This is a genomic window from Stenotrophomonas maltophilia group sp. RY12688 (assembly GCF_052149045.1).
Lineage (GTDB): Bacteria > Pseudomonadota > Gammaproteobacteria > Xanthomonadales > Xanthomonadaceae > Stenotrophomonas > Stenotrophomonas sepilia.
This window is the reverse complement of the sequence record NZ_CP197389.1, coordinates 3,958,818-3,978,841: the sequence shown is the minus strand read 5'-3', so window position 1 is coordinate 3,978,841 and position 20,024 is coordinate 3,958,818. Positions and strand designations below refer to the sequence as shown.

Genomic DNA, 20,024 nt, shown 5'->3' with positions numbered 1-20,024 from the left:
TGCATCAGCGGTGCCCGCGTTCCTCGCGTGCCCGCGCGCGGCGATCGAACAGCAATGCACTGGTGACGATGCCCAGTCCCAGCACCACGCCGATCAGCAGCAGTATCAGTGCGATCAGGGGATAGCCGAACAGGTGCCAGCCGGTGTCGATCTTCATCATCATTGCCGCAGCCATGATCAACGCGGCGCTGATGATGCCGGCCGCCACGCGGTTGGCGATCTTCTGCAGGTTCTCCATCAACCGCGATTCTTCCAGCCCGGTCACCTTCATCTGCAGGCGGTTCTCGGCCAGCAGCGCCATGATGTCCGACAGCTTGCGCGGCCCATCGCGCAGCAGCTGCTGCAGCTCCATCGCCTCGCTGGCGATGTTGGCCGCCGACAGGGATTTCTTCAGGCGCGCGCGCATCACGTGCTGCAGCTGGCGCTCGACGATGCGGCGCGTGTCCAGCTCCGGTGCCAGCAGCCGGCACACGGTTTCCAGGTTGAGCAGGGCCTTGCCCAGCAGGCTCAGTTCCGGCGGCGTGCGCAGGCCGCAGGCGGTGGCGATGCGCACCATGTCCAGCACCACGCGGCCTTCCGAGAAGCTGCCACTGGCGGCGTAGCGCGCGATCAGCTGGCCGGTCTCACGCAGGTAGCGCTCTTCGTCGAAGGCCTCCAGCCGCGTGCTGATGCTGATCAGATCGTCGGCCACCTCTTCGCCGCGGCCATCGACGGCGGCGAACAGGATCTTCAGCAGCCGCTCGCGCAGGCGCGGCGGCATGTGCGCGACCATGCCCAGGTCGAAGATCGCCAGCCGGCCATCGGGCATCACCCGCAGGTTGCCCGGGTGCGGGTCGGCATGGATCTCGCCATGCACGAAGATCTGGTCCAGATAGCCGCGGATGAGCGCCGCTGCCAGCGGATCCATGTCCTGCTCGGTGCGGCGCACGCCAGAGATCGCATCCACGCGCACGCCGGTGGCGAGCTCCATGGTCAGCACGCGCTGGCTGCTGTAGTCCCAGATCGGCTGCGGCACCCACAGGCGGCGGAAGGGCCGCAGATGCCGTCCGAAGCGGGCCAGATTCTCGGCCTCGGCGTGGTAGTCCAGCTCCTGCATCAGGGTCTTGGCGAACTCGTTGAGCCAATCGCGCAGGCGCACGCGGCGGCCCACCTGGGTCAGGTGATCGGCGGCCAGCGCAAAGCTGCGCAGCGCTTCCAGGTCCGAGCGCAGCTGCGCGGCCACCTCAGGCTTCTGCACTTTCACCGCCACCTGGCGGCCATCATGCAGCACCGCGCGATGCACCTGCGCGATCGACGCACAGCCCAACGGCTCGGGATCGAACGAGGCAAACAGCTTGCTAACCCCCACGCCCAGCTCCTGCTCGATGATGGCGTGGATGCGCTCGACCGGGATCGGCGCCACCTTTTCCTGCATGCGTTCCAGGGCGGTGGCGAACTCCACCGGTACCATGTCCGGGCGGGTGGACAGCATCTGGCCCAGCTTGACGAAGGTCGGCCCCAAGGCCTCCAGGTCACTGACGAACTGCTCCGGGTTGCCATCGGCGGGCACGTCGGCCTGGTTGCTGGCGACGTCCAGGTTCATGCCCGAGAAAACGCCCGAATGGCGGTAGCGCATCAGCAGGCGCAGGATCTGGCTGCGCCGGTTCATGCCTTTGACCAGCGGGGGATTGCCATTGGCGGTGGGCGGATTGCTCAAGCGGAACTCCCATGCGGCAAGGACGGTAGTGCCGGCCGCTGGCCGGCAATGTCCGGATTCGGCAGTGTCGCCGGGGGAAGGTGGGCATGCGGTGAACCCCGCGGCTATCGCAGAGACCGGCGGATCGGTCAGAATCGGCGCATTCCCTCTCTTGGACGCCCCATGGCCGGTGCCAGCCTGTTCGCCCTGCTCGACGATATCGCCTCCCTGCTCGACGATGTCTCGGTGCTCACCAAGGTCGCCGCGAAGAAGACCGCCGGTGTGCTGGGCGACGACCTGGCGCTGAACGCGCAGCAGGTGACCGGGGTCAACGCCAACCGCGAGCTGCCAGTGGTGTGGGCGGTGGCCAAGGGCTCGCTGGTCAACAAGGTGATCCTGGTGCCGGCGGCCCTGGCGATCAGTGCGTTGGAAGCCTGGCTGCGCAGCCGCGGCTGGAACGTGCCGCTGATCGTGCCGCTGATGATGATCGGCGGTGCCTTCCTGTGCTTCGAAGGCGTGGAGAAGCTGGCGCACCGCTTCCTGCATTCCTCCGACGACGATGCCGAACGCCAGGCCGAACGCCGCAAGGCGCTGGCTGACGCGCAGGTGGACATGGTCGCGTGGGAGAAGGACAAGGTGAAGGGCGCGATCCGCACCGACTTCATCCTTTCGGCCGAGATCATCGTGCTCACCCTGGGCGTGGTCGCCACTGCGTCGTTCACCAACCAGATCCTCACGCTGAGCGTGGTCGCACTGGCGATGACCGTGTTCGTCTACGGACTGGTGGCGGGCATCGTCAAGCTCGATGACGCTGGGCTGTACCTGTCGCGCAAGGGCGGTGCCATTGCCGCCTTCGGTCGCGGGCTGGTGGCGTCGGCGCCGTGGCTGATGAAGTTCCTGTCGGTGGCCGGCACCATCGCCATGTTCCTGGTCGGCGGCGGCATCCTCGTGCACAACGTGCCGGCCCTGCACCACGCGGTGCAGGCGCTGGGCGGCGAAGGGCAGTGGGGCTGGCTGGTGAGCGCGGTGGGCAACATGGTGGTCGGCATCATCGCCGGCGCCATCGTGCTGGCAGCGGTGACCGGGTTCCAGAAGCTGCGCGGTAAATAAGCCCGTAGACCCTCGGGGTCAGATCCCTTTTCCCGTTGGAAAAGGGATCTGACCCCATTCCACGATCACCCCGCCTGCACCCGGTTCTTGCCCTGCCGCTTGGCCGCATACAGCGCGTCATCGGCACGCCGCAGCAGGGTTTCGGTATCGTCACCGGGCTGCCACTGCGCCAGCCCGGCGCTGAAATGCACCGGCACGCGCTGGTCCTGCACGGTCAGCACGCGATGGGCCAGCGAGCGCTGCAGGCGCTGCACGGTGGCCATGCTGTCGGCGCCCTGGGTTTCCGGCAGCACCAGCACGAACTCGTCGCCGCCCAGCCGTGCGATGCCGTCGGTGGCGCGCAGCAGCAGCTTGCACACGGCCACCAGGTGCTGCAGCAGCGCATCGCCACCGGCATGCCCATGCGCGTCATTGGTCTGGTGGAAATCATCCAGGTCGATCACCGCTACGCCCAGCGGTGAGTTGTTGCGTGCGGCGCGGGCCAGCTCGCGCTCCAGCAGTTCGTCCAGGCCACGGCGGTTCAGCGCCTGGGTCAGTGGATCGATGCGTGCCAGGTCACCAGCGGCGCGCAGTTCCTGCTCCAGCTCGGCAATGCGCTGCTCTGCGCGCTCCACTTCCTGCCGCGCATTGGCCAGGTGATCGCGGGCCTGTGCGGCCTGCTGCTGCACTTTGCCTGTATCGCGCATCACCTCCTGCAGCAGCTGGTTGAGATCGGCGATGCTGCGCGCCTCGCGCAGCTGCAACGCGTAGCTGCCGATGCGGTCGTGGTATTCGCCGGTGCTGGTGGCCATGCCATCCATGCGCTCGATGAACTCGCCCATCAACCCGCGCATCGCCGCCTTCGAATCGTCGATGCCCTGGCGCAGCAGCCCCTGCTTGTAGATCACTTCGCGCAGTTCGGCCCGGGTGCGCTCGACCGCTTCCGCTTCCAACGGACCGTCCAGCAACTGGCGTACCGCCGCGATCTGGCCCTGCAGCCAGCTGCGGTCATCCAGCAGTTCGCTGACGTTCTCCAGCAGCAGCGCGAACAGCTCCAGCAGCAGCGCCTGCTGCTCCTGCCAGCTTTCGGCACGCACGCCGACCTGGTGGCCAAGTTCGCGCACGCCCTGTTCGATGGGTTCCAGGGCCGTGCCCGGCTGCCATTGGCGCAGGCGCAGGGCCAGCGCCTGCGCTTGCTCGCGCAGGTCCGGGTCGTGCTGCAGCAGGGCCACCACCGCACCGCCCAGCAGCAGCCGCAGCTGCTCGGACAGGCGCAGGCTTTCCGGCTGCCCGTCCGGCGAATGCTGCTCGATGGTGCGGATGTACTTGTCGATCAGCTGCCGCATCGCGCGCCCATAGCGCGGCCAATCGGCGCTGGCCTGTGCGGACTGCAGGCGGTCGCCCATGTCGCCCAGTTCGCCGGGCAGGGTGGCCATGCCGTTGGCGAACGCCGCCAGCAGCGGTTCCGGCGCATCGGCGCCTGCGAACAGCTGCTGCAGCGCCACGCCACCGCCGCCCTGCAGCACTACGCGGTCACCCCGCCCATCGTCCACCACCGCGCGCACGCGTGCCGGCGGCCCAAGGGCGGTACCGGGGGCAGGGCGGTGGTCGGGCTGGTCCGTCATGGAGCGAATCCTGGGGCTGGCAGGGACTGGTTCCAGCATATCGGCGCGGCCGCCGAGGGCTTGAACGGCTAGGATGGGCGACAGGATGCCGCAGTGGAGGTGGTGATGCGCGTGATGTTGCTGGGGGCGACCGGCCTGGTCGGCGGGCTGACCCTGCGCAGGCTGCTGGACGACCCGCGCTGCAGCGCCGTGGTTGCCCCGACCCGCCGCCCCCTGGCGTTGACTCACGGGAAGCTGGAGAACCCGGTGCTGGCATTCGACGCGTTGCCCACTTCGCCAGAATGGGCGCGCGTTGACGCGGTCATCTGCGCGCTGGGCAGCACCATCGCCCAGGCCGGCAGCCGCGATGCCTTCCACCGTATCGACCACGACTATCCGCTGGCGTTCGCCCGCCTGGCGCAGGCGCAGGGTGCGCAGGCCTTTGTGCTGAACTCCGCAGCCGGCGCCAATCCACAGTCGTCGATCTTCTACAGCCGGGTGAAGGGCGAGCTGGAGCGTGACCTGCGCGCGCTGGGATTCAACTCGTTGACCCTGGTCCGCCCAGGGCTGATCGGGGGCGAGCGCAACGAGGTGCGTCGCGGCGAACGCCTGGCACTGACGGTGCTGGGTGCTTTGGGGCCGGTGTTGCCGCGTGCGTGGCGGATCAATCCGGCCACCGAGATTGCCAGGGCGCTGGTCGAGGCTGCGTTGGCCCCGCAGCCGGGCGAGCACGTGGTGGCGTCGAGCACGCTGGTCGGCTGATGTCGCGAGCGCTGCGCCTGACCCAGCTGCTGCAGCTGCTGCGCCGTCATCGACGGCCGGTGGCCGGGCAGGCGCTGGCCGAAGCGCTGGGCATCAGCCTGCGCACGCTGTACCGCGATATCGAGACCCTGCGCGAGCAGGGCGCCGACCTGCGTGGCGAGGCCGGCGTCGGCTACCAGCTGGCACCCAGCGATACCTTGCCTCCCATGACCCTGCCACCGGCCGAGATCGACGCGCTGGTGCTGGGCCTGCGCTGGGTCGCCGCGCGCACCGAGCCGGCGCTGGCCGAGGCCGCACGTGATGCCCTGGCGCGTATCGCCCATGTGTTGCCCGCGGCACGCCGCGAGGCATTGCGTGACAGTGGCCTGCGCGTTGGCCCTTCGCGCGCGGGGAGCAAGGTTCCCCCCGCGCGTCTGCAGGCCGTGCGCGAAGCCGTGGGATCGCAGCAGCGCCTGAAGTTCGCTTACGAGGATGCGCACGGCCAGCGCAGCGCGCGCGTCGTCTGGCCGTTCGCGCTGGGCTACTTCGATGAGGTGCCGATGCTGGCGGCGTGGTGCGAGCACCGCGAGGATTTCCGCCATTTCCGGCTGGATCGCATCCGCCAGGTGCGTGTGCTGGAGGACTGCTACCGCGTGCCGCGCGCCACCCTGCTGCGGCGCTGGCAGAAGGCCCAGGGCATTGCACCCGACTGGCTGGATCGCTCATAGCCACAGCAACAGCGGGGAGCGGGGGGAGAGTCGACTGTTAGTCGACTATCGCGCGCAGCGCGGGGTTTCAAGCAGGCTGAAGGAAGAGCAGTCGACTAACAGTCGACTCTACCGACAGACAAATCTGCTGACAGAATCTGTCAGCAGGCCCGTACCACCATGAACGCTCCCAACAACGGAGCTTCCCCATGTTCACACCCAGCACCCTGCTGCAGTACGTGCACGACGTCGCCACCAGCGCAACCTTCTACAGTGGCATCCTCGGCAAACCACCGGTTGAACAGTCGCCCGGCTTTGCGCTGTTCCTGCTCGGTGATGGTGCCGCACTCGGCCTGTGGCAGCGCGATGACGTGCAGCCTCCGGTGTCCGCGCAGGCCGGTGCCGCCGAACTGGCGATGGTGGTCGCCAACCCCGACGCCGTGCAGCAGATGCACGATGCGTGGCGCGCCCTCGGCGTGCAGATCCTGCAGGCGCCGGTGACGCTGGAATTCGGCCACACCTTCGTCGGCGCCGACCCGGATGGCCATCGCCTGCGTGTGTACAGCCGTGCCGAGGGAATGGTCGCGCGCGATTGATCGCAGGCGATCTGTGGAGCCGAGCCCATGCTCGGCTTGCTTCTTGCCTTCATCCACGCATGACGTGGATATATTGCAAGGCAGCCGAGCAGGGCTCGGCTCTACAATAGAGCGGCACAAAAAAACGCCGGGCATTGCCCGGCGTTTCCTGTGTTTCAGAGGGGGCCGATCAGCTGGCCAGCGCCAGGTCGTCCATCATCGCGCGCAGGAAGCGGGCGGCTTCACCACCCGTAGCCGCGCGGTGGTCGAAGGTGACCGACAGCGGGATTACCTTGTGCGCTTCCACGCCGCCCATCACCGGGGTCATCTGGTGGCGGGCACGGCCGGCACCGACGATGGCCACGCACGGCGGCACCACGACCGGGGTCGCGTAGCGGCCGGCGAACATGCCGAAGTTGGACAGCGAGATGGTGTAGCCGCTCAGTTCCGAGGCGGCGATCGAACGCGATTCCACCTGCTCACGCAGGCGGTTGACGCCTTCGCGGATGCCGCGTGCATCGAGCATGTCGGCATTGCGCAGGGCCGGCACGAACAGGCCGTCGTCGGTGTCCACGGCGATGCCGATGTCCACCTGGGCGTGCAGGGTGCGGGTCAGCGCTTCACCGTCGAACCAGGCGTTCATGGCCGGCACCTTCTGTGCGGCAATGACGATGGCGCGAACCAGGCGGGCGGTGACGTCGTTGCCCGGCAGCCAGGCGTGGATGTCGGCGTCGTCGTTCAGCGTGGTCGGCACGACCTTGCTGTGCGCATCGGCCATGACGCGGGCCATGTTGCGGCGCACGCCCTTCAGCGGTTCCGGCTGGCCCTTGGCGACCACGCCCGGCGGCTGGGTGCGCATCGGCTTGCCGGCCGCAGACAGCGGGGTGCGGGCTTCGCTCTGCACCGGGGCAGACACCTGCGCCGGGGTGGGCGCGGCATACGCGGCGGCAACCGGTGCCGGGGCGGCGCCGAGTTTGGCGGTGCCGTTGGCGGCGGCCTGCTTGACGTCGGCCATGGTCACCGCACCATCGGTGCCGGTAGCGGCCACGCGGCTCAGGTCCACGCCCAGCTTGCGCGCCATCGCACGCACGGCCGGCACGGCCTTGACGCCACCGACGGCCAGTGCCTGCTCGGCGTGCACGGCATTGGAGCTCTGCATCGCGCCGACCACGGTACCGGCGTCGTCACGCTCGGCCGCGGCGGGCTTGGCGTCCTCGGCGGCAACCGGAGCGGCCGCAGCCGGCAGCGGCGGCGGGGTCGGTGCGGCAGCCGGCGCCGCCGGTGCGGCGTGACCATGGCTGTGGCCGGTGTCCTGGCCATCGGCGCGCTGCGGCAGGTTCGGGTCCAGTTCGAAGCTGGCCAGCACCGAACCGGTCGGGATGATGTCGCCGGCAGCGCCGGACAGCTTCAGCACCTTGCCGGAGAACGGCGAGGGCACTTCCACCACGGCCTTGGCGGTCTCCATCGACACCAGCGGCTCGTCCAGCTTGATCACATCGCCTTCCTTGACGAACCACTCGACGATGGTCGCGTCCGGCAGGCCTTCGCCCAGGTCGGGCAGGTTGAAGTTCTTGGTCTGGCTCATTTGCAGTTCTCTTCCAGCAGTTCCAGTTCGCGGGCCGGCAGCCAACCCGTCGCGCCATTGGCGCGCTCGGACCACCACCACCCGCCGTGTTCGTGATGAAGCTTCACCATCTCGCCGCTTTCCACATCCAGCTCGCGGGCGTCGTAGTCGCACAGGGCTTCGGCGCGACCCTCGTCCAGCAGCTGCAACCAGGCGATGGGCGCCCATCCAGCGCGCCCATCGTTGGTGCGTACCCAGGCAAACGCCGGCCATTCCTCGTCACGTACACCTACTTCGACGATCTGGCCGGTGTGGAACCGGAGCGGGTTGGGATACTGGCTGCGGTAAGCCCCCAGAAGGCGGGCCCGCATGTCAGCCGGCCGCCACCGCGCGCTTGGCCGCCGCCACGATCCGCTCAACGCTCGGCAGGTACTTCATTTCCAGGCGGAACAGCGGAATGTGGGTGTCGTAGCCAGTGACGCGCTCGACCGGGGCCAGCAGGTCGTAGATCGATTCCTCGGCCAGGCGCGCGGCGATCTCGGCGCCGAAGCCCGCGGTCTTCGGGGCCTCCTGCACGATCACGCAGCGGCCGGTCTTGGCCACCGATTCGGCGATGGTGGCGAAGTCCAGCGGGCGCAGCGTGGCCACGTCGATGACTTCGGCACTGATGCCTTCCCCGGCCAGCTTGTCGGCCGCTTCCAGGGCTTCCTTCACCTGCGCGCCCCAAGTCACCAGGGTCACGTCGGTGCCGTCGCGCAGCACGAAGCAGACGTCCAGCGGCAAGGCTTCGCCGTCGTTGACGACCACTTCCTTGTACTGGCGGTAGATGCGCTTGGGCTCCATGTAGATCACCGGATCCGGCTCGCGGATCGCGGCCAGCAGCAGGCCGTAGGCACGCTGCGGCGACGACGGCAGCACCACGCGCAGGCCCGGCACGTTGGTGAAGATCGCCTCGTTGGCTTCGCTGTGGTGTTCCGGCGCGCGGATGCCACCGCCCCACGGCACGCGCAGCACCATCGGGCAGTGCAGGCGGCCACGCGTGCGGTAACGCAGGCGTGCGGCGTGGCAGACGATATGGTCGACCATCGGGTACATGAAGCCATCGAACTGGGCTTCGGCCACCGGCTTCATGCCTTGTGCGGCCAGGCCGATGGTCAGGCCGGCGATGGTGGTTTCGTCCAGCGGGGTGTCGAGGATGCGGTCCGAGCCGAAGCGCTGCTGCAGGCCGGCAGTGGCGCGGAACACGCCGCCGTTGACGCCCACGTCCTCGCCCAGCACCAGCACCGACGGATCGTGTTCCAGCTCCCAGGCCAGCGCCTGGGTGATGGCTTCGATGAGGGTGATCGGGGTGGTGGTCATGCTGTCATCTCCGCGCGCGACTGCAGCGCTGTCGGCGGCGTTGGTGTGCGCGCCGGGCGCGCCGTTCTTGATCTCATCCATGGCGCTTCTCCAGGGCGATCGCCTGGGCACGCTGGGCCAGCAGGTCCGGCGGCGGATCGGCATACAGGAAGTCGAACATCGCCTCGACCGGCTGCACCGGCGTGTTGAGGTACAGGTTCACTTCCTCGTCCACGCGCGCGCCGCACTCGGCGGTCCAGGCGGCTTCTTCTTCCTCGCTCCACACCCCGGCGTTGATCAGGTACTTGCGCAGGCGCAGCATCGGCTCGCGCTGCCAGGCATCCTTCACTTCGGCATCGTCGCGGTAGCGGCGCGCGTCATCAGCGGTGGTGTGGTCGGACAGGCGGTAGGTCATCAGTTCCAGCACGGTGCCACCGTCGCCGGCCAGCGCACGTTCGCGCGCCTGTTCCATTGCCGCCAGCACCGCGATCAGGTCGTTGCCGTCCACCTGCAGGCAGTGCAGGCCGCCCGCCAGGCCCTTCTGCGCCAGCGTTTCGGCACCGGTCTGGGCCGAACGCGGCACCGAGATGGCCCAGCCGTTGTTGACGATGCACAGGATCAGCGGCAGCTTGTAGGCGCCGGCCGAGTTCAGTGCCGCGTAGAAGTCGGTCTTGGAGCTGCCACCGTCGCCGCACACGGCCACGGCGATCTGCGGTTCCTTGTTGAGCTTGAACTTCAGCGCGGCACCTGCCGCATGCAGGCACTGGGTGGAAATCGGCACGCAGAACGGGAAGTCCCTGGCCGCGTTGCCGCCGTAATCGTTGCCGCGTTCGTCGCCGCCCCAGTACATCAGCACGTCGTGCGGGCGCACGCCACGCATGAACATCGCGCCATACTCGCGGTACGAAGGCGCGAACACGTCGTCCTTCTGCATCGCCGCGCCGATACCCACGTGCGCGGCTTCATGGCCCAGGCAGGCGGCATAGGTGCCGAGCTTGCCGGTGCGCTGCAGCGCGATGGATTTGCTGTCGAACGTGCGTACGAACAGCATCTGCTTGAACAGCGGTACCAGGACCTTGGGGTCGCGCAGCGACACGGGCAGGTCGTCACGGACGAGCGTGCCGTCCGTGTCCAGGTACTGCAGGTATTCGATCTTGAATTCAGCGGCAACCGTCATTGCGTACTGCACCTTCGACAGAGAAGTTACAAATGATATGAATCGCCATGTTAAGGAACGCGTACGGAATAGCCTTCCTGCGCCGCAACACGGAGATTCCCCGTTTTACCCCTGCCGGCGGGTGGGGGGCCAATAACAACAACGTATTCAGTCGTTGCTGCAAAGCATCAGAATACGCCTCTGGCTGACTGCCGGTACAACGGCGCGGACGGTTCCACGCGCAGGCCGGTGGTCGGCCGATGCTCCACGGCCAGCCGCACGCCCCGGTATGGACCGGGCGGCTGCCAGCGCGGCGGCAACGCGCTACCCTTGCCGCCCCCGATCTGGTCCCGCCCATGTCCGTCGACAACAACCAACGCGATCTCGAAGCCGGCATCCACACCGACCTGCAGGGACGCCTGACCTACGGCGGCTACCTGCGGCTGGACCAGCTGCTCAGCGCGCAGCAGCCGCTGTCCAGCCCGCCGCACCATGACGAGATGCTCTTCATCATCCAGCACCAGACCTCGGAGCTGTGGCTGAAGCTGCTGGGCCATGAGCTGCGTGCCGCAATCGGCTTCCTGCAGCGCGATGAAGTCTGGCAGTGCCGCAAGGTGCTGGCGCGCAGCAAGCAGGTGCTGCGCCAGCTGACCGAGCAATGGTCGGTGCTGGAAACGCTGACCCCGTCCGAGTACATGGGCTTCCGCGACGTGCTGGGCCCGTCGTCGGGCTTCCAGTCGCTGCAGTACCGCTACATCGAATTCCTGCTGGGCAACAAGAACGCGCAGATGCTGCAGGTGTTCGAGCATGACCCGGCCGGGCAGGCGCAGCTGCGCACCGTGCTGGAGGCGCCCAGCCTGTACGAGGAATTCCTGAAGTACCTGGCCCGCTTCGGCCATGCCGTGCCGGCGGTCTACGAGGCCCACGACTGGACCCAGCCACACGTGGCCGACGACGCATTGCAGCCGGTCTTCGAGCGCATCTACCAGGACACCGACCGCTACTGGCGCGAGTATGCGCTGTGCGAGGACCTGGTGGACCTGGAGACGGCTTTCCAGCTGTGGCGATTCCGACACATGCGCACCGTGATGCGGGTGATCGGCTTCAAGCGTGGCACCGGCGGTTCGTCCGGCGTGGGCTTCCTGGCCAAGGCGCTGGAACTGACCTTCTTCCCCGAGCTGTTCCAGGTGCGCACCAGCCTGCAGGCCGCGCCCCCGGCAGCGCTGGGCTGATCCCCATTCAGCTTGGTTCCCGGCCCGCGGCTGGATCGTTTCAGATGCAAGTTCAGGGAGCAGGCTGCCACCTGCCTCAAACGGCGTGTATTTGACGTGAACGCCAGAAGTCGGTGATCCTCGCGCGTTGCTCCAACTGCACAGCGGACGTGCTCGTCATCCACCGAACCAGGAAATCCGCATGAGCGTAAACGCCACTGCGAACACCCCAGAGCCGGCACTGCCGGACTTCAAGACCACGCTGGGCCACCCGCGCCCGTTGTGGATGCTGTTCATGACCGAGTTCTGGGAACGCTTTGCGTTCTACGGCATCCGCTGGGCGTTGGTGCTCTACATCGTTGCCCAGTTCTACAACGGCAGCGCTGCCGGTGAAGGCGACGCCAGCCGCATCTATGGCGCCTACCTGGCCCTGGTGTACGCCGCGGCCATCTTCGGCGGCTACGTGGCCGACCGGGTACTGGGCTACCAGCGCTCGATCCTGACCGGCGCGATCATCATGGCCGCCGGCCTGTTCATGATCTCGCTTCCGCAGGAGCACATCTTCAAGCTCGGCCTGGCCACGATCATCGTCGGCAACGGTCTGTTCAAGCCCAACATCTCGACCATGGTCGGCAAGCTGTACGGCCTGAAGGACGAGCGCCGCGATTCGGGCTTCACCATCTTCTACATGGGCATCAACATCGGCGCGATGATCGCCCCGGTGCTGACCGAGTACCTGGCCCGCAAGGTGTTCGGTACCGATGCGATGCCGTCCTACAAGGTCGTGTTCATCGCCTCGGGCGTGGGCATGCTGATCTCGCTGGTGTGGTTCTACATCGGTCGTGCCGGCCTGAAGGGCATCGGCGCACCGCCGGCCGGCGCGGAAGGTTTCGGCCGCATCATCATGGTGCTGGCCGGTGCCGTGGTCGCCATCCCGGTCGCGTACTTCCTGCTGGCCACCGGCGCCACCGCGCTGGCCTGGATCCTCGGCGCGATGTTCACCGCGCTGGCCATCCTGCTGCTGGTCGAGGGCATCCGCGAAGGCAAGGTGCAGCGCGACCGCGTGATCGCCATGCTGATCATCTTCGCCTTCAACGTGATGTTCTGGATGTTCTTCGAGCAGGCCGGCAGCTCGTTCACCTTCCTGGCCGAGAACATCGTCAACCGCCAGTTCAGCAGCTGGACCTTCCCGACCGCGTGGTTCCAGTCGGTCAACTCGGTGGCGATCATCACCCTGGCCCCGGTCATCGCCTGGATCTGGGTGGCGATGGGCCGCGCCAATCCGTCCATCCCGCGCAAGTTCGGCCTGGGCCTGCTGTTCAACGGCGCCGCCTTCGCGCTGCTGATGTTCGCCCTGTCGCAGATGGTGGTGGACGGCAAGATCCCGTTCTGGACCCTGTTCATGGTCTACGTCATCCAGTCGGTGGGTGAGCTGTGCCTGTCGCCTATCGGCCTGTCGATGGTGACCAAGCTGGCCCCGGTGCGCTTGGTCGGCTTCGGCATGGGCGGCTGGTTCCTGTCCACCGGCATCGGCAACAACCTGTCGGGCATCTTCGCTGGTGTGGTCAGTGGTGAAGGCGGCATGACGGTCGAGTCGGCCCTGAAGGGGTATACCTTCGGGTTCTGGGCCCTGATCGGCTCCGGCGTGGTGCTGTTCCTGATCGCCCCGCTGATCAACAAGCTGATGCACGGCGTCAAGTAATGAAGCGAGGGTAGAAGGCATGCGCAGCAAGCTCGGTGGTGCAATGGTGGTGGTCTGTGCGGCGCTGATCGGCGCCTGTTCCCAACCGCAACCGCCTGCCACCGCCGAGCCCACGCAGCCCCTGGATACCCGGCCCACCGAGCCGCCGGTCGCTGACCCCAGCGAACCGGTGGCCTCGGGCAACACCCCGGTGGCGGCGGACATTGCCGCCATCGCCGGGCTCGGCGCGCAGTTCGACCCGGCCCGCGACCCCGCCGATGACCTGGCCACCGCCAAGGTGGAAGCCCAGCGCGGCAAGAAGCGCATCCTGCTCGAGATCGGCAACGCCGCCTGCGATCGCTGCCGGGCGCTGGACGAAATGGTCGAGGGCAACGGCGACCTGCGCCGCTTCCGCGACGCCCACTACGTGTGGGTGAAGGTCAACGCCAGCGACGAACAGCCCAACACCGCCTTCTTCGCCCAGTTCCCGGTGATGGAGCGCGACTACCCGCACCTGCTGGTACTGGACGCCGATGGCAGCCTGCTGGTCTCGCAGGCCACCGGCGAACTGCGCAGGGGCGAAGCCTTCCAGCCTGCGCGGGTGAGCGCGTTCCTCAAGCAGTGGGCACCTGATAAACCGGAGTAGGGTAGTGCCGGCCGCTGGCCGGCAGCTGTGGTGGGGGCCGACCGCTGGCCGCCTACCCCGGTGGGTGCCGACCGCTGGCCGGCACTGATGCCGGGTCGCATCCACGCATGGCGTGGCTCTACTGCGCGCGCCGTCACACTCCCTGAATCGGCATCTCAACTTCGCAACGCGCTCGCCGTTACCGGCAAGGACTTCAGTCGACGCCCCGTCGACGCAACCTACCGGAACGCCCATGCACAGCGACCACGCCGAACGATTGCCCGAACCTGCCAGCCACCTGGCCGAGGGTGGGGCAGGCGAAGGCGTGACCCTGCCGGCGCAGGAAACCCTGTTGGACGACGCCGGCACCGGCGAGGAAACCGTCGAACTGGCACCACCACGCCACCGCCTGCCGCAGATCGCGCTGCCCGACAACGTGGTGCTGAAGGGCGCGGTGCAGAATCTGGTCGAGCAGAAGGCGCGGCTTGATGCGCTGGCGGCCGAGGGCCAGCTGGCCGGGCTGCTGCCGCCGGAATGGCAGGGCCATGGCGCGCGCGCGATCGAGCTGTCCACCTTCATCCAGGGCGTGCTGCCGTTCCTGCAGACCGGGGAGCGTGGCGAAACTGCGCCTGCCCGCCTGCCGGTGCGGCACGTGCTGGGGGATGACAGCCGATGGGGCCTGGAGGATGTCGCCGAGCCGAAGTCGTTGGCGTGGTACCTGGCCAGTGATGAGCGCGCCACTGCGGGCAGCAAGGACGCGGCGGAGGCGTACCTGGTGGGTGCGCTGGGCCTGGCGTGGATGCAGGAAGGGCGCAGCCGCCCGGGCTTCCTGCGTGCGATGGGCCAGGACAGTCTGGCGGCGCGGGTGACCATGCTGGGTTATCCGCCCGCCAACGAACTGGCGCTGTACAACGTCACCGCGCATGGACAGCCGCAGATCTGGTGCGTGCATGGCCGCCGCCGCATGCGCCCGCTGGTGGCGCCGTGGCTGAGCGTGCCGCTGCTGACCGCTTACGGCGTGCCGGCCCCGGTGGCGTGGCCGTCCAGCTTCCCACCGGTGGAGGCCGTGGCCGAACTGCTGGCGACCGTCCGCCCGGGGCGCGCGCTGCCGGAAGTGGATCTGGGCAAGGTAGTGGCGAAGATCGCCGAGGATGCCGCGTCCGACGCCTGGCAACCGGTCAGCCTGCTGCAGCTCAATACATGGTCACCGCGCTGGCATTTCTTCCTGGGCACCTTCGTCGGCCTGCCGTCGCTGCTGCTGGTGGCTGCGGCGCTGGCGCTGCCCGGGGCCGTCGAAGCCGCCACGGTTGCCGCCTCGCTGGGCTTCGCCGGCGGCGCCATCGCAGCACTGGCCGTGCCGTGGATCCACGCACGGCGCAAGCACCTGAGCTGAAAAAAGGGGACGGAGGGGATTAAGTCGTTTCAGGCACACCTGTGCTCGTTACGACTTAATCCCCTCCGTCCCCTTTTTCTTTCAGACCCCTTCGCCCATCCGCTCCAGGCCTTCGCCGGCCAGGCGCAGGATCAGCTTTTCCAGCACCTGCTCTTCCTCCTCGCTCAGCACCGACATCAGCTTGCGGGTGATCTCGATCACCATCGGCGCGATGGTCTCGTACACCTCGAAACCGGCGGCCGACAGCGCCAGTACCGAGCGGCGGCGGTCGTCGCCATGCGTCTCGCGCTTGATGAAGCCGCGCTCCAGCAGGCGGGCCACGGCGCGGCTGACCGCCACCTTGTCCATCGCCGTGCGGTCGGAGACCTCGCTGGCCGAGGAGCCCGGGTACAGCGCCAGGATGGTGATCACCCGCCACTCGGGGATCGCCAGACCGTAACGATCGCCGTACAGCTTGGCGATGTTGCCGCTGACCCGGTTTGACAGCACGCTCAGCCGATACGGCAGGAACTGTTCCAGGTCGAGCAGGACGTGCGAGGCACGCAGGCGGGTCGAGGCGGGATCGGGGCTCATGTTGCGGTGCACCTTGCTGGTGGTTTCAAGTGTAACTATAAGGGGTAGGTCCAGACCCTGCATTCTCGCCGGGTCCCTACCTGCCCGCACCTGGTTTGTACCGATGCGGTACCGATTCGGAGCCACGCCATGAATACCGCAGTCCCGACCGCCTCGCACCCCAACCCCGGCATGCAGGTCACCACCTTCGAGAACCCGATGGGCATCGACGGTTTCGAGTTCGTCGAATTCGCCGCCCCGGCCGGCCGCGGCCAGGAGCTGCACGAGTACTTCCGGAAGATGGGCTTCAGCGCGGTGCTCAAGCACAAGCAGCGTCCGATTACCGTCTATCGCCAGGGCGACGTCAACTTCCTGGTCAATGAAGACCCCGATTCGTTCGCCGCCGACTTCGCCGAAAAGCACGGTCCGTGCGCCTGCGGCTTCGCCATCCGCTTCAAGAAGCCGGGCCAGGAGGTCTACCAGGCCGCGCTGGGCAACGGCGCCGAAGCCATCGCCTTCAAGCCGGACAGCAAGGCGGTCAGCGCACCGGTCATCAAGGGCATCGGCGACTGCATGCTGTACCTGGTCGACCGCTACGGCGCGGCCGGCAGCGTCTACGACGGCGACTACGAGCCGATCGCCGGTGCCGACCTGCACCCGGTGGGCTTCGGCCTGACCTTCATCGACCACCTGACCCACAACCTGTACTTCGGCAACATGCAGCAGTGGTCGGACTACTACGAGCGCCTGTTCAACTTCCGCGAGATCCGCTACTTCGACATCAAGGGCCTGAAGACCGGCCTGGTGTCCAAGGCGATGACCGCGCCGGACGGCATCGTGCGCATCCCGCTGAACGAATCGTCCGACCCGAAGAGCCAGATCAACGAGTACCTGGACGCGTACAAGGGCGAGGGCATCCAGCATATCGCCTGCTTCACCGAGAACATCTATGAGACCGTTGAAGCGATGCGCGCGCAGGGCGTGGATTTCCTCGATACGCCGGAAACCTACTTCGACGTGATCGACCAGCGCGTGCCCAACCACGGTGAAGACGTGCCGCGCCTGGCCAGGAACAAGATCCTGATCGACGCCGACCCGGAAACCCACCAGCGCAAGCTGCTGCAGATCTTCACCCAGAACTGCATCGGCCCGATCTTCTTCGAGATCATCCAGCGCAAGGGCAACGAAGGCTTCGGCGAAGGCAACTTCACCGCGCTGTTCGAGAGCATCGAGCGCGACCAGATCCGCCGCGGCGTGCTGTAAGGTCTGCAGGCAATGTCGGCTTCCGGTCGACATTGCCTGTCCGAATGGTAGTGCCGGCCGCTGGCCGGCCATCTCTGGAGTTCCCATGTCCCCCGCCATCATCGCCCGCGGCTACCAGTCCGGCTTTGGCAACGAGTTCGCCACCGAGGCCGTCGCCGGCGCGCTGCCGGTCGGGCAGAACTCGCCGCAGAAGGTGGCCCACGGCCTGTACGCCGAACAGTTGACCGGCACCGCCTTCACCGCGCCGCGCGGCAGCAATCGCCGCAGCTGGCTGTACCGGATCCGTCCGGCGGTGACCCATGGCGAGTTCACCCCGTTCGCGCAGTCGCAGCTGCAATGTGATTTCGGCGCACAGCCGGCCTCGCCGAACCAGCTGCGCTGGAGTCCGCTGCCGCTGCCGGAGCTGCCGACCGACTTCGTCGAAGGCCTGTACACGATGGGGGGCAACGGTTCGCCCGATGCGCATGCTGGCGTGGGCATCCACCTCTACGCTGCCAACCGCGACATGGTCGGCCGCTACTTCTACGATGCCGACGGTGAGCTGCTGATCGTGCCGCAGCTGGGCGCGCTGCGCCTGCTGACCGAGCTGGGCGTGATCGAGATCGAGCCGCAGCAGATCGCGGTGATCCCGCGCGGCGTGCGGTTCCGCGTTGAACTGCCCGATGGCCCGAGCCGCGGCTACATCTGCGAGAACTACGGTGCGCTGCTGAAGCTGCCTGACCTTGGCCCGATCGGTTCCAACGGCCTGGCCAATCCGCGCGACTTCGAAACCCCGCACGCGGCGTTCGAGGATGTCGATGGCGATTTCGAGCTGATCGCCAAATTCGAGGGCCGCCTGTGGCGTGCGCCGATCGACCATTCGCCGCTGGACGTGGTGGCCTGGCACGGCAACTACGCGCCGTACCGCTACGACCTGCGCCGCTTCAACACCATTGGCTCGATCAGCTACGACCACCCGGATCCGTCGATCTTCCTGGTGCTGCATTCGCCCAGCGACACGCCGGGAACCAGCAACATGGATTTTGCGATCTTCCCGCCGCGCTGGCTGGTGGCGCAGAACACGTTCCGCCCGCCGTGGTTCCACCGCAACATCGCCAGCGAATTCATGGGCCTGGTGCACGGTGCCTACGATGCCAAGGCCGAAGGCTTCGTGCCGGGCGGCGCATCGCTGCACAACTGCATGAGCGGCCACGGCCCGGACGCGCCGACCTTCGACAAGGCATCCAATGCCGATCTGTCCAAGGCGGACGTGATCAAGGACACGATGGCCTTCATGTTCGAGACCCGCGCGGTGATCCGCCCGACCGCACAGGCCCTGGCCGCCGGCCACCGTCAGGGCGACTACCAGCAGTGCTGGAACGGCCTGCGCAACAACTTCCGCTGACCCGAAAAAGGGGACGGAGGGGATTAAGCCGCAATCAGCACACGTGTGCTTGAAACGACTTAATCCCCTCCGTCCCCTTTTTCTTCAGGCCACCTCGGCGAACGCGTCGCAGTGCTCCAACGGCAGCGCTTCCAGCAGGCGTTGGCGTACACGCTGGCAATAGCCTTCCGAAGTCAGCCCGGGCAGCATCCGCATCGCCGAGTGCAGCACCTGCAGTACTTCACTTTCGGCGCGTGCCTGCTGCAGGTCGCGGAACAGCGCCGCCGCCTGCGGGTGGCGCTGCATTTCCAGGATGCCCAGCACATAGATGCGCGCGGACACCAGCGAGCGGCGGCGTTCGACCGCTGTGGCAGCAGCTGCGGCAGGTGTCGCGGGCTGCGGCTCTACCGTGGCTGCCGGCGGCGGTGGCGGGGCTGCGGCACCGGTGCCGGTGCTCAGGTAGCCGGCCTGCACCAGCTGGATGACCATCGCGGGCGCATCCTGGCCGAGCAGACCGGTCAGGTCGGTGATGCTGCGTTGGCCGTCGCACAGGATCAGCAACCGGCGCTGGCGCATGTCCAGCGGCGCGCGATGGGCCTGCAGCGCGGTTCGGGCGAGTTCGGTCTTGCGCGGTTGCATGGAAGGGACAGCCAGGTCGGTGCATGCCGAGCCTGAACGAGGGCGATGAAACCGCGATGACAATGCAGCCTCTGCACGCGCGCTGCGCTAGCGTGCAGCTACCTTCGTGCCAGGGAACCGCACCGATGAAGCACCTCCCGATTGCTGGTCTGTTGCTCCTTTCGCTCGCCGCATGCAGTGGCGGCCCCGACAAGCAGGGCGCCGCCGGCAGCGGCAGCGATACCCCGGCGGAAACCGCCTCGGCGACCGGTCCGGCCCAGTCGACGGATCCTGATCTGGCGGCCCGCCCGGCGAACGACCTCCGCAAGGACAGTCCGGCCCGCCTGGACGGCTTCGCGGGTGCGAAGCTGGGCACCGGCATCGCCGAAGTCCGCAGTGGTTTTGGCACGCCACTGCAGGGGCTGGGCACCGATGCCGCCGGCAAGCCGCTGTCCGCCGACGACGGCAACGACGGCTGCTACTTCCTTCGCCCGCAGGATGCCGAGGACCCGCGGCTGATGATCGAAGGCCGCAAGCTGGTGCGCTACGACGTGCGCAGCGCCGCCATCACCGCACCGGGCGGCGGCAAGGTCGGCATGACCCTGGGCGAGCTGCAGGTGCTGTATCCCGAGCGCGCAGACGTCGGTCCCGACAAGTACGACGAGAAGGCCCAGCACCTGCGCGTGCGGCCGGCGCAGGAGGGCGGGGCAGTGATCGACTTCGCGCTCGGTGCCGATGGCCGGGTGGGGGCCTGGCGGGTCGGGCAGACCCCGCAGGTCGACTATGCGGAAGGCTGTGGCTGATCCTTGATCCATCGCCCAGCCATGCGCTCGGGCCAAGCGTAGAATCGCGCCACCACTGCTGGGGAG

Annotated in this window: 18 protein-coding genes and 1 pseudogene; 11 read left to right on the top strand and 8 right to left on the bottom strand. The window is 67.6% G+C overall.

From position 1 onward, the window contains the following. Positions 1-4: 4 nt before the first annotated feature. Positions 5-1,651, bottom strand: a pseudogene (locus tag ACS0OT_RS18450) (ABC1 kinase family protein); the annotation flags it as partial. Positions 1,652-1,858: 207 nt separating this feature from the next. Here ACS0OT_RS18450 and ACS0OT_RS18445 point away from each other — a divergent pair. Further along, complete coding sequence (locus ACS0OT_RS18445) at positions 1,859-2,785, top strand: DUF808 domain-containing protein (RefSeq protein ID WP_065186531.1); 927 nt, start codon at positions 1,859-1,861, stop codon at positions 2,783-2,785. 65 nt (positions 2,786-2,850) lie between these two features. On the opposite strand, the gene ACS0OT_RS18440 is transcribed toward ACS0OT_RS18445, so the two are convergent. Beyond that, a complete protein-coding gene (locus ACS0OT_RS18440; RefSeq protein WP_005419936.1) occupies positions 2,851-4,389 on the bottom strand; it encodes a GGDEF domain-containing protein in 1,539 nt (512 codons plus the stop codon). Positions 4,390-4,494: 105 nt separating this feature from the next. On the opposite strand from ACS0OT_RS18440, the gene ACS0OT_RS18435 reads away from it, so the two are divergent. The 3 genes from ACS0OT_RS18435 to ACS0OT_RS18425 all read left to right on the top strand — a co-directional run bounded on the left by ACS0OT_RS18435 (position 4,495) and on the right by ACS0OT_RS18425 (position 6,412). After that, on the top strand, positions 4,495-5,130 hold the full coding sequence (locus ACS0OT_RS18435; RefSeq protein ID WP_139727873.1) for an NAD-dependent dehydratase: 636 nt from the start codon (positions 4,495-4,497) through the stop codon (positions 5,128-5,130). Beyond that, positions 5,130-5,837 carry a helix-turn-helix transcriptional regulator gene (locus tag ACS0OT_RS18430; RefSeq protein ID WP_065186530.1) on the top strand — a complete coding sequence of 236 codons (708 nt, stop codon included), beginning with the start codon at positions 5,130-5,132 and terminating at the stop codon, positions 5,835-5,837. Before ACS0OT_RS18435 ends, ACS0OT_RS18430 begins: the two co-directional genes overlap by 1 nt. Before the next feature lie 188 nt (positions 5,838-6,025). Beyond that, positions 6,026-6,412: a VOC family protein gene (locus tag ACS0OT_RS18425; protein ID WP_065197052.1), complete on the top strand. Its 387-nt coding sequence runs from the start codon at positions 6,026-6,028 to the stop codon at positions 6,410-6,412. Between the two features lie 169 nt (positions 6,413-6,581). Here ACS0OT_RS18425 and ACS0OT_RS18420 read toward each other — a convergent pair whose 3' ends face one another. The 4 genes from ACS0OT_RS18420 to pdhA are packed head-to-tail and all read right to left on the bottom strand — an operon-like array spanning position 6,582 to position 10,470. Then, on the bottom strand, positions 6,582-7,976 hold the full coding sequence (locus tag ACS0OT_RS18420; protein WP_164093398.1) for a dihydrolipoamide acetyltransferase family protein: 1,395 nt from the start codon (positions 7,974-7,976) through the stop codon (positions 6,582-6,584). Next, a complete protein-coding gene (locus ACS0OT_RS18415) occupies positions 7,973-8,326 on the bottom strand; it encodes an SH3 domain-containing protein (protein WP_005411349.1) in 354 nt (117 codons plus the stop codon). The genes ACS0OT_RS18420 and ACS0OT_RS18415 overlap by 4 nt, the downstream gene beginning before the upstream one ends. Before the next feature lies 1 nt (position 8,327). Continuing rightward, positions 8,328-9,395: an alpha-ketoacid dehydrogenase subunit beta gene (locus tag ACS0OT_RS18410; RefSeq protein WP_005419896.1), complete on the bottom strand. Its 1,068-nt coding sequence runs from the start codon at positions 9,393-9,395 to the stop codon at positions 8,328-8,330. Beyond that, positions 9,388-10,470, bottom strand: coding sequence for a pyruvate dehydrogenase (acetyl-transferring) E1 component subunit alpha (pdhA, locus tag ACS0OT_RS18405; protein ID WP_065186527.1), 1,083 nt, complete (start codon positions 10,468-10,470; stop codon positions 9,388-9,390). Before pdhA ends, ACS0OT_RS18410 begins: the two co-directional genes overlap by 8 nt. Before the next feature lie 335 nt (positions 10,471-10,805). Between pdhA and ACS0OT_RS18400 the strand changes: the two genes are divergently transcribed. From ACS0OT_RS18400 to ACS0OT_RS18385, 4 genes are all read left to right on the top strand, one after another. Beyond that, positions 10,806-11,681, top strand: coding sequence for a tryptophan 2,3-dioxygenase (locus ACS0OT_RS18400; RefSeq protein WP_005419892.1), 876 nt, complete (start codon positions 10,806-10,808; stop codon positions 11,679-11,681). A 181-nt stretch (positions 11,682-11,862) separates the two neighbouring features. Further along, positions 11,863-13,362, top strand: coding sequence for a peptide MFS transporter (locus ACS0OT_RS18395; RefSeq protein ID WP_139727869.1), 1,500 nt, complete (start codon positions 11,863-11,865; stop codon positions 13,360-13,362). Between the two features lie 19 nt (positions 13,363-13,381). Then, a complete protein-coding gene (locus tag ACS0OT_RS18390; protein ID WP_069138720.1) occupies positions 13,382-13,987 on the top strand; it encodes a thioredoxin family protein in 606 nt (201 codons plus the stop codon). Positions 13,988-14,219: 232 nt separating this feature from the next. Continuing rightward, positions 14,220-15,359 carry a hypothetical protein gene (locus ACS0OT_RS18385; protein ID WP_065197055.1) on the top strand — a complete coding sequence of 380 codons (1,140 nt, stop codon included), beginning with the start codon at positions 14,220-14,222 and terminating at the stop codon, positions 15,357-15,359. Between the two features lie 81 nt (positions 15,360-15,440). Here the strand turns inward: ACS0OT_RS18385 and ACS0OT_RS18380 are convergent, their stop codons facing one another. Then, the gene (locus ACS0OT_RS18380) at positions 15,441-15,932 is read right to left on the bottom strand and encodes a MarR family winged helix-turn-helix transcriptional regulator (protein ID WP_005419884.1); all 492 of its coding nucleotides are present in this window, start codon (positions 15,930-15,932) and stop codon (positions 15,441-15,443) included. A gap of 129 nt (positions 15,933-16,061) precedes the next feature. Here ACS0OT_RS18380 and hppD point away from each other — a divergent pair, with 129 nt between their 5' ends. Both hppD and hmgA read left to right on the top strand, forming a co-directional pair. Next, positions 16,062-17,174, top strand: coding sequence for a 4-hydroxyphenylpyruvate dioxygenase (gene hppD / locus ACS0OT_RS18375; RefSeq protein WP_175421884.1), 1,113 nt, complete (start codon positions 16,062-16,064; stop codon positions 17,172-17,174). Positions 17,175-17,259: 85 nt separating this feature from the next. Continuing rightward, the gene (gene hmgA / locus ACS0OT_RS18370) at positions 17,260-18,558 is read left to right on the top strand and encodes a homogentisate 1,2-dioxygenase (RefSeq protein WP_065186524.1); all 1,299 of its coding nucleotides are present in this window, start codon (positions 17,260-17,262) and stop codon (positions 18,556-18,558) included. A gap of 84 nt (positions 18,559-18,642) precedes the next feature. Here the strand turns inward: hmgA and ACS0OT_RS18365 are convergent, their stop codons facing one another. Beyond that, complete coding sequence (locus ACS0OT_RS18365; RefSeq protein WP_069138716.1) at positions 18,643-19,176, bottom strand: hypothetical protein; 534 nt, start codon at positions 19,174-19,176, stop codon at positions 18,643-18,645. A gap of 125 nt (positions 19,177-19,301) precedes the next feature. Between ACS0OT_RS18365 and ACS0OT_RS18360 the strand changes: the two genes are divergently transcribed. Next, a complete protein-coding gene (locus ACS0OT_RS18360; protein ID WP_005419872.1) occupies positions 19,302-19,958 on the top strand; it encodes a hypothetical protein in 657 nt (218 codons plus the stop codon). Positions 19,959-20,024: the final 66 nt, after the last annotated feature.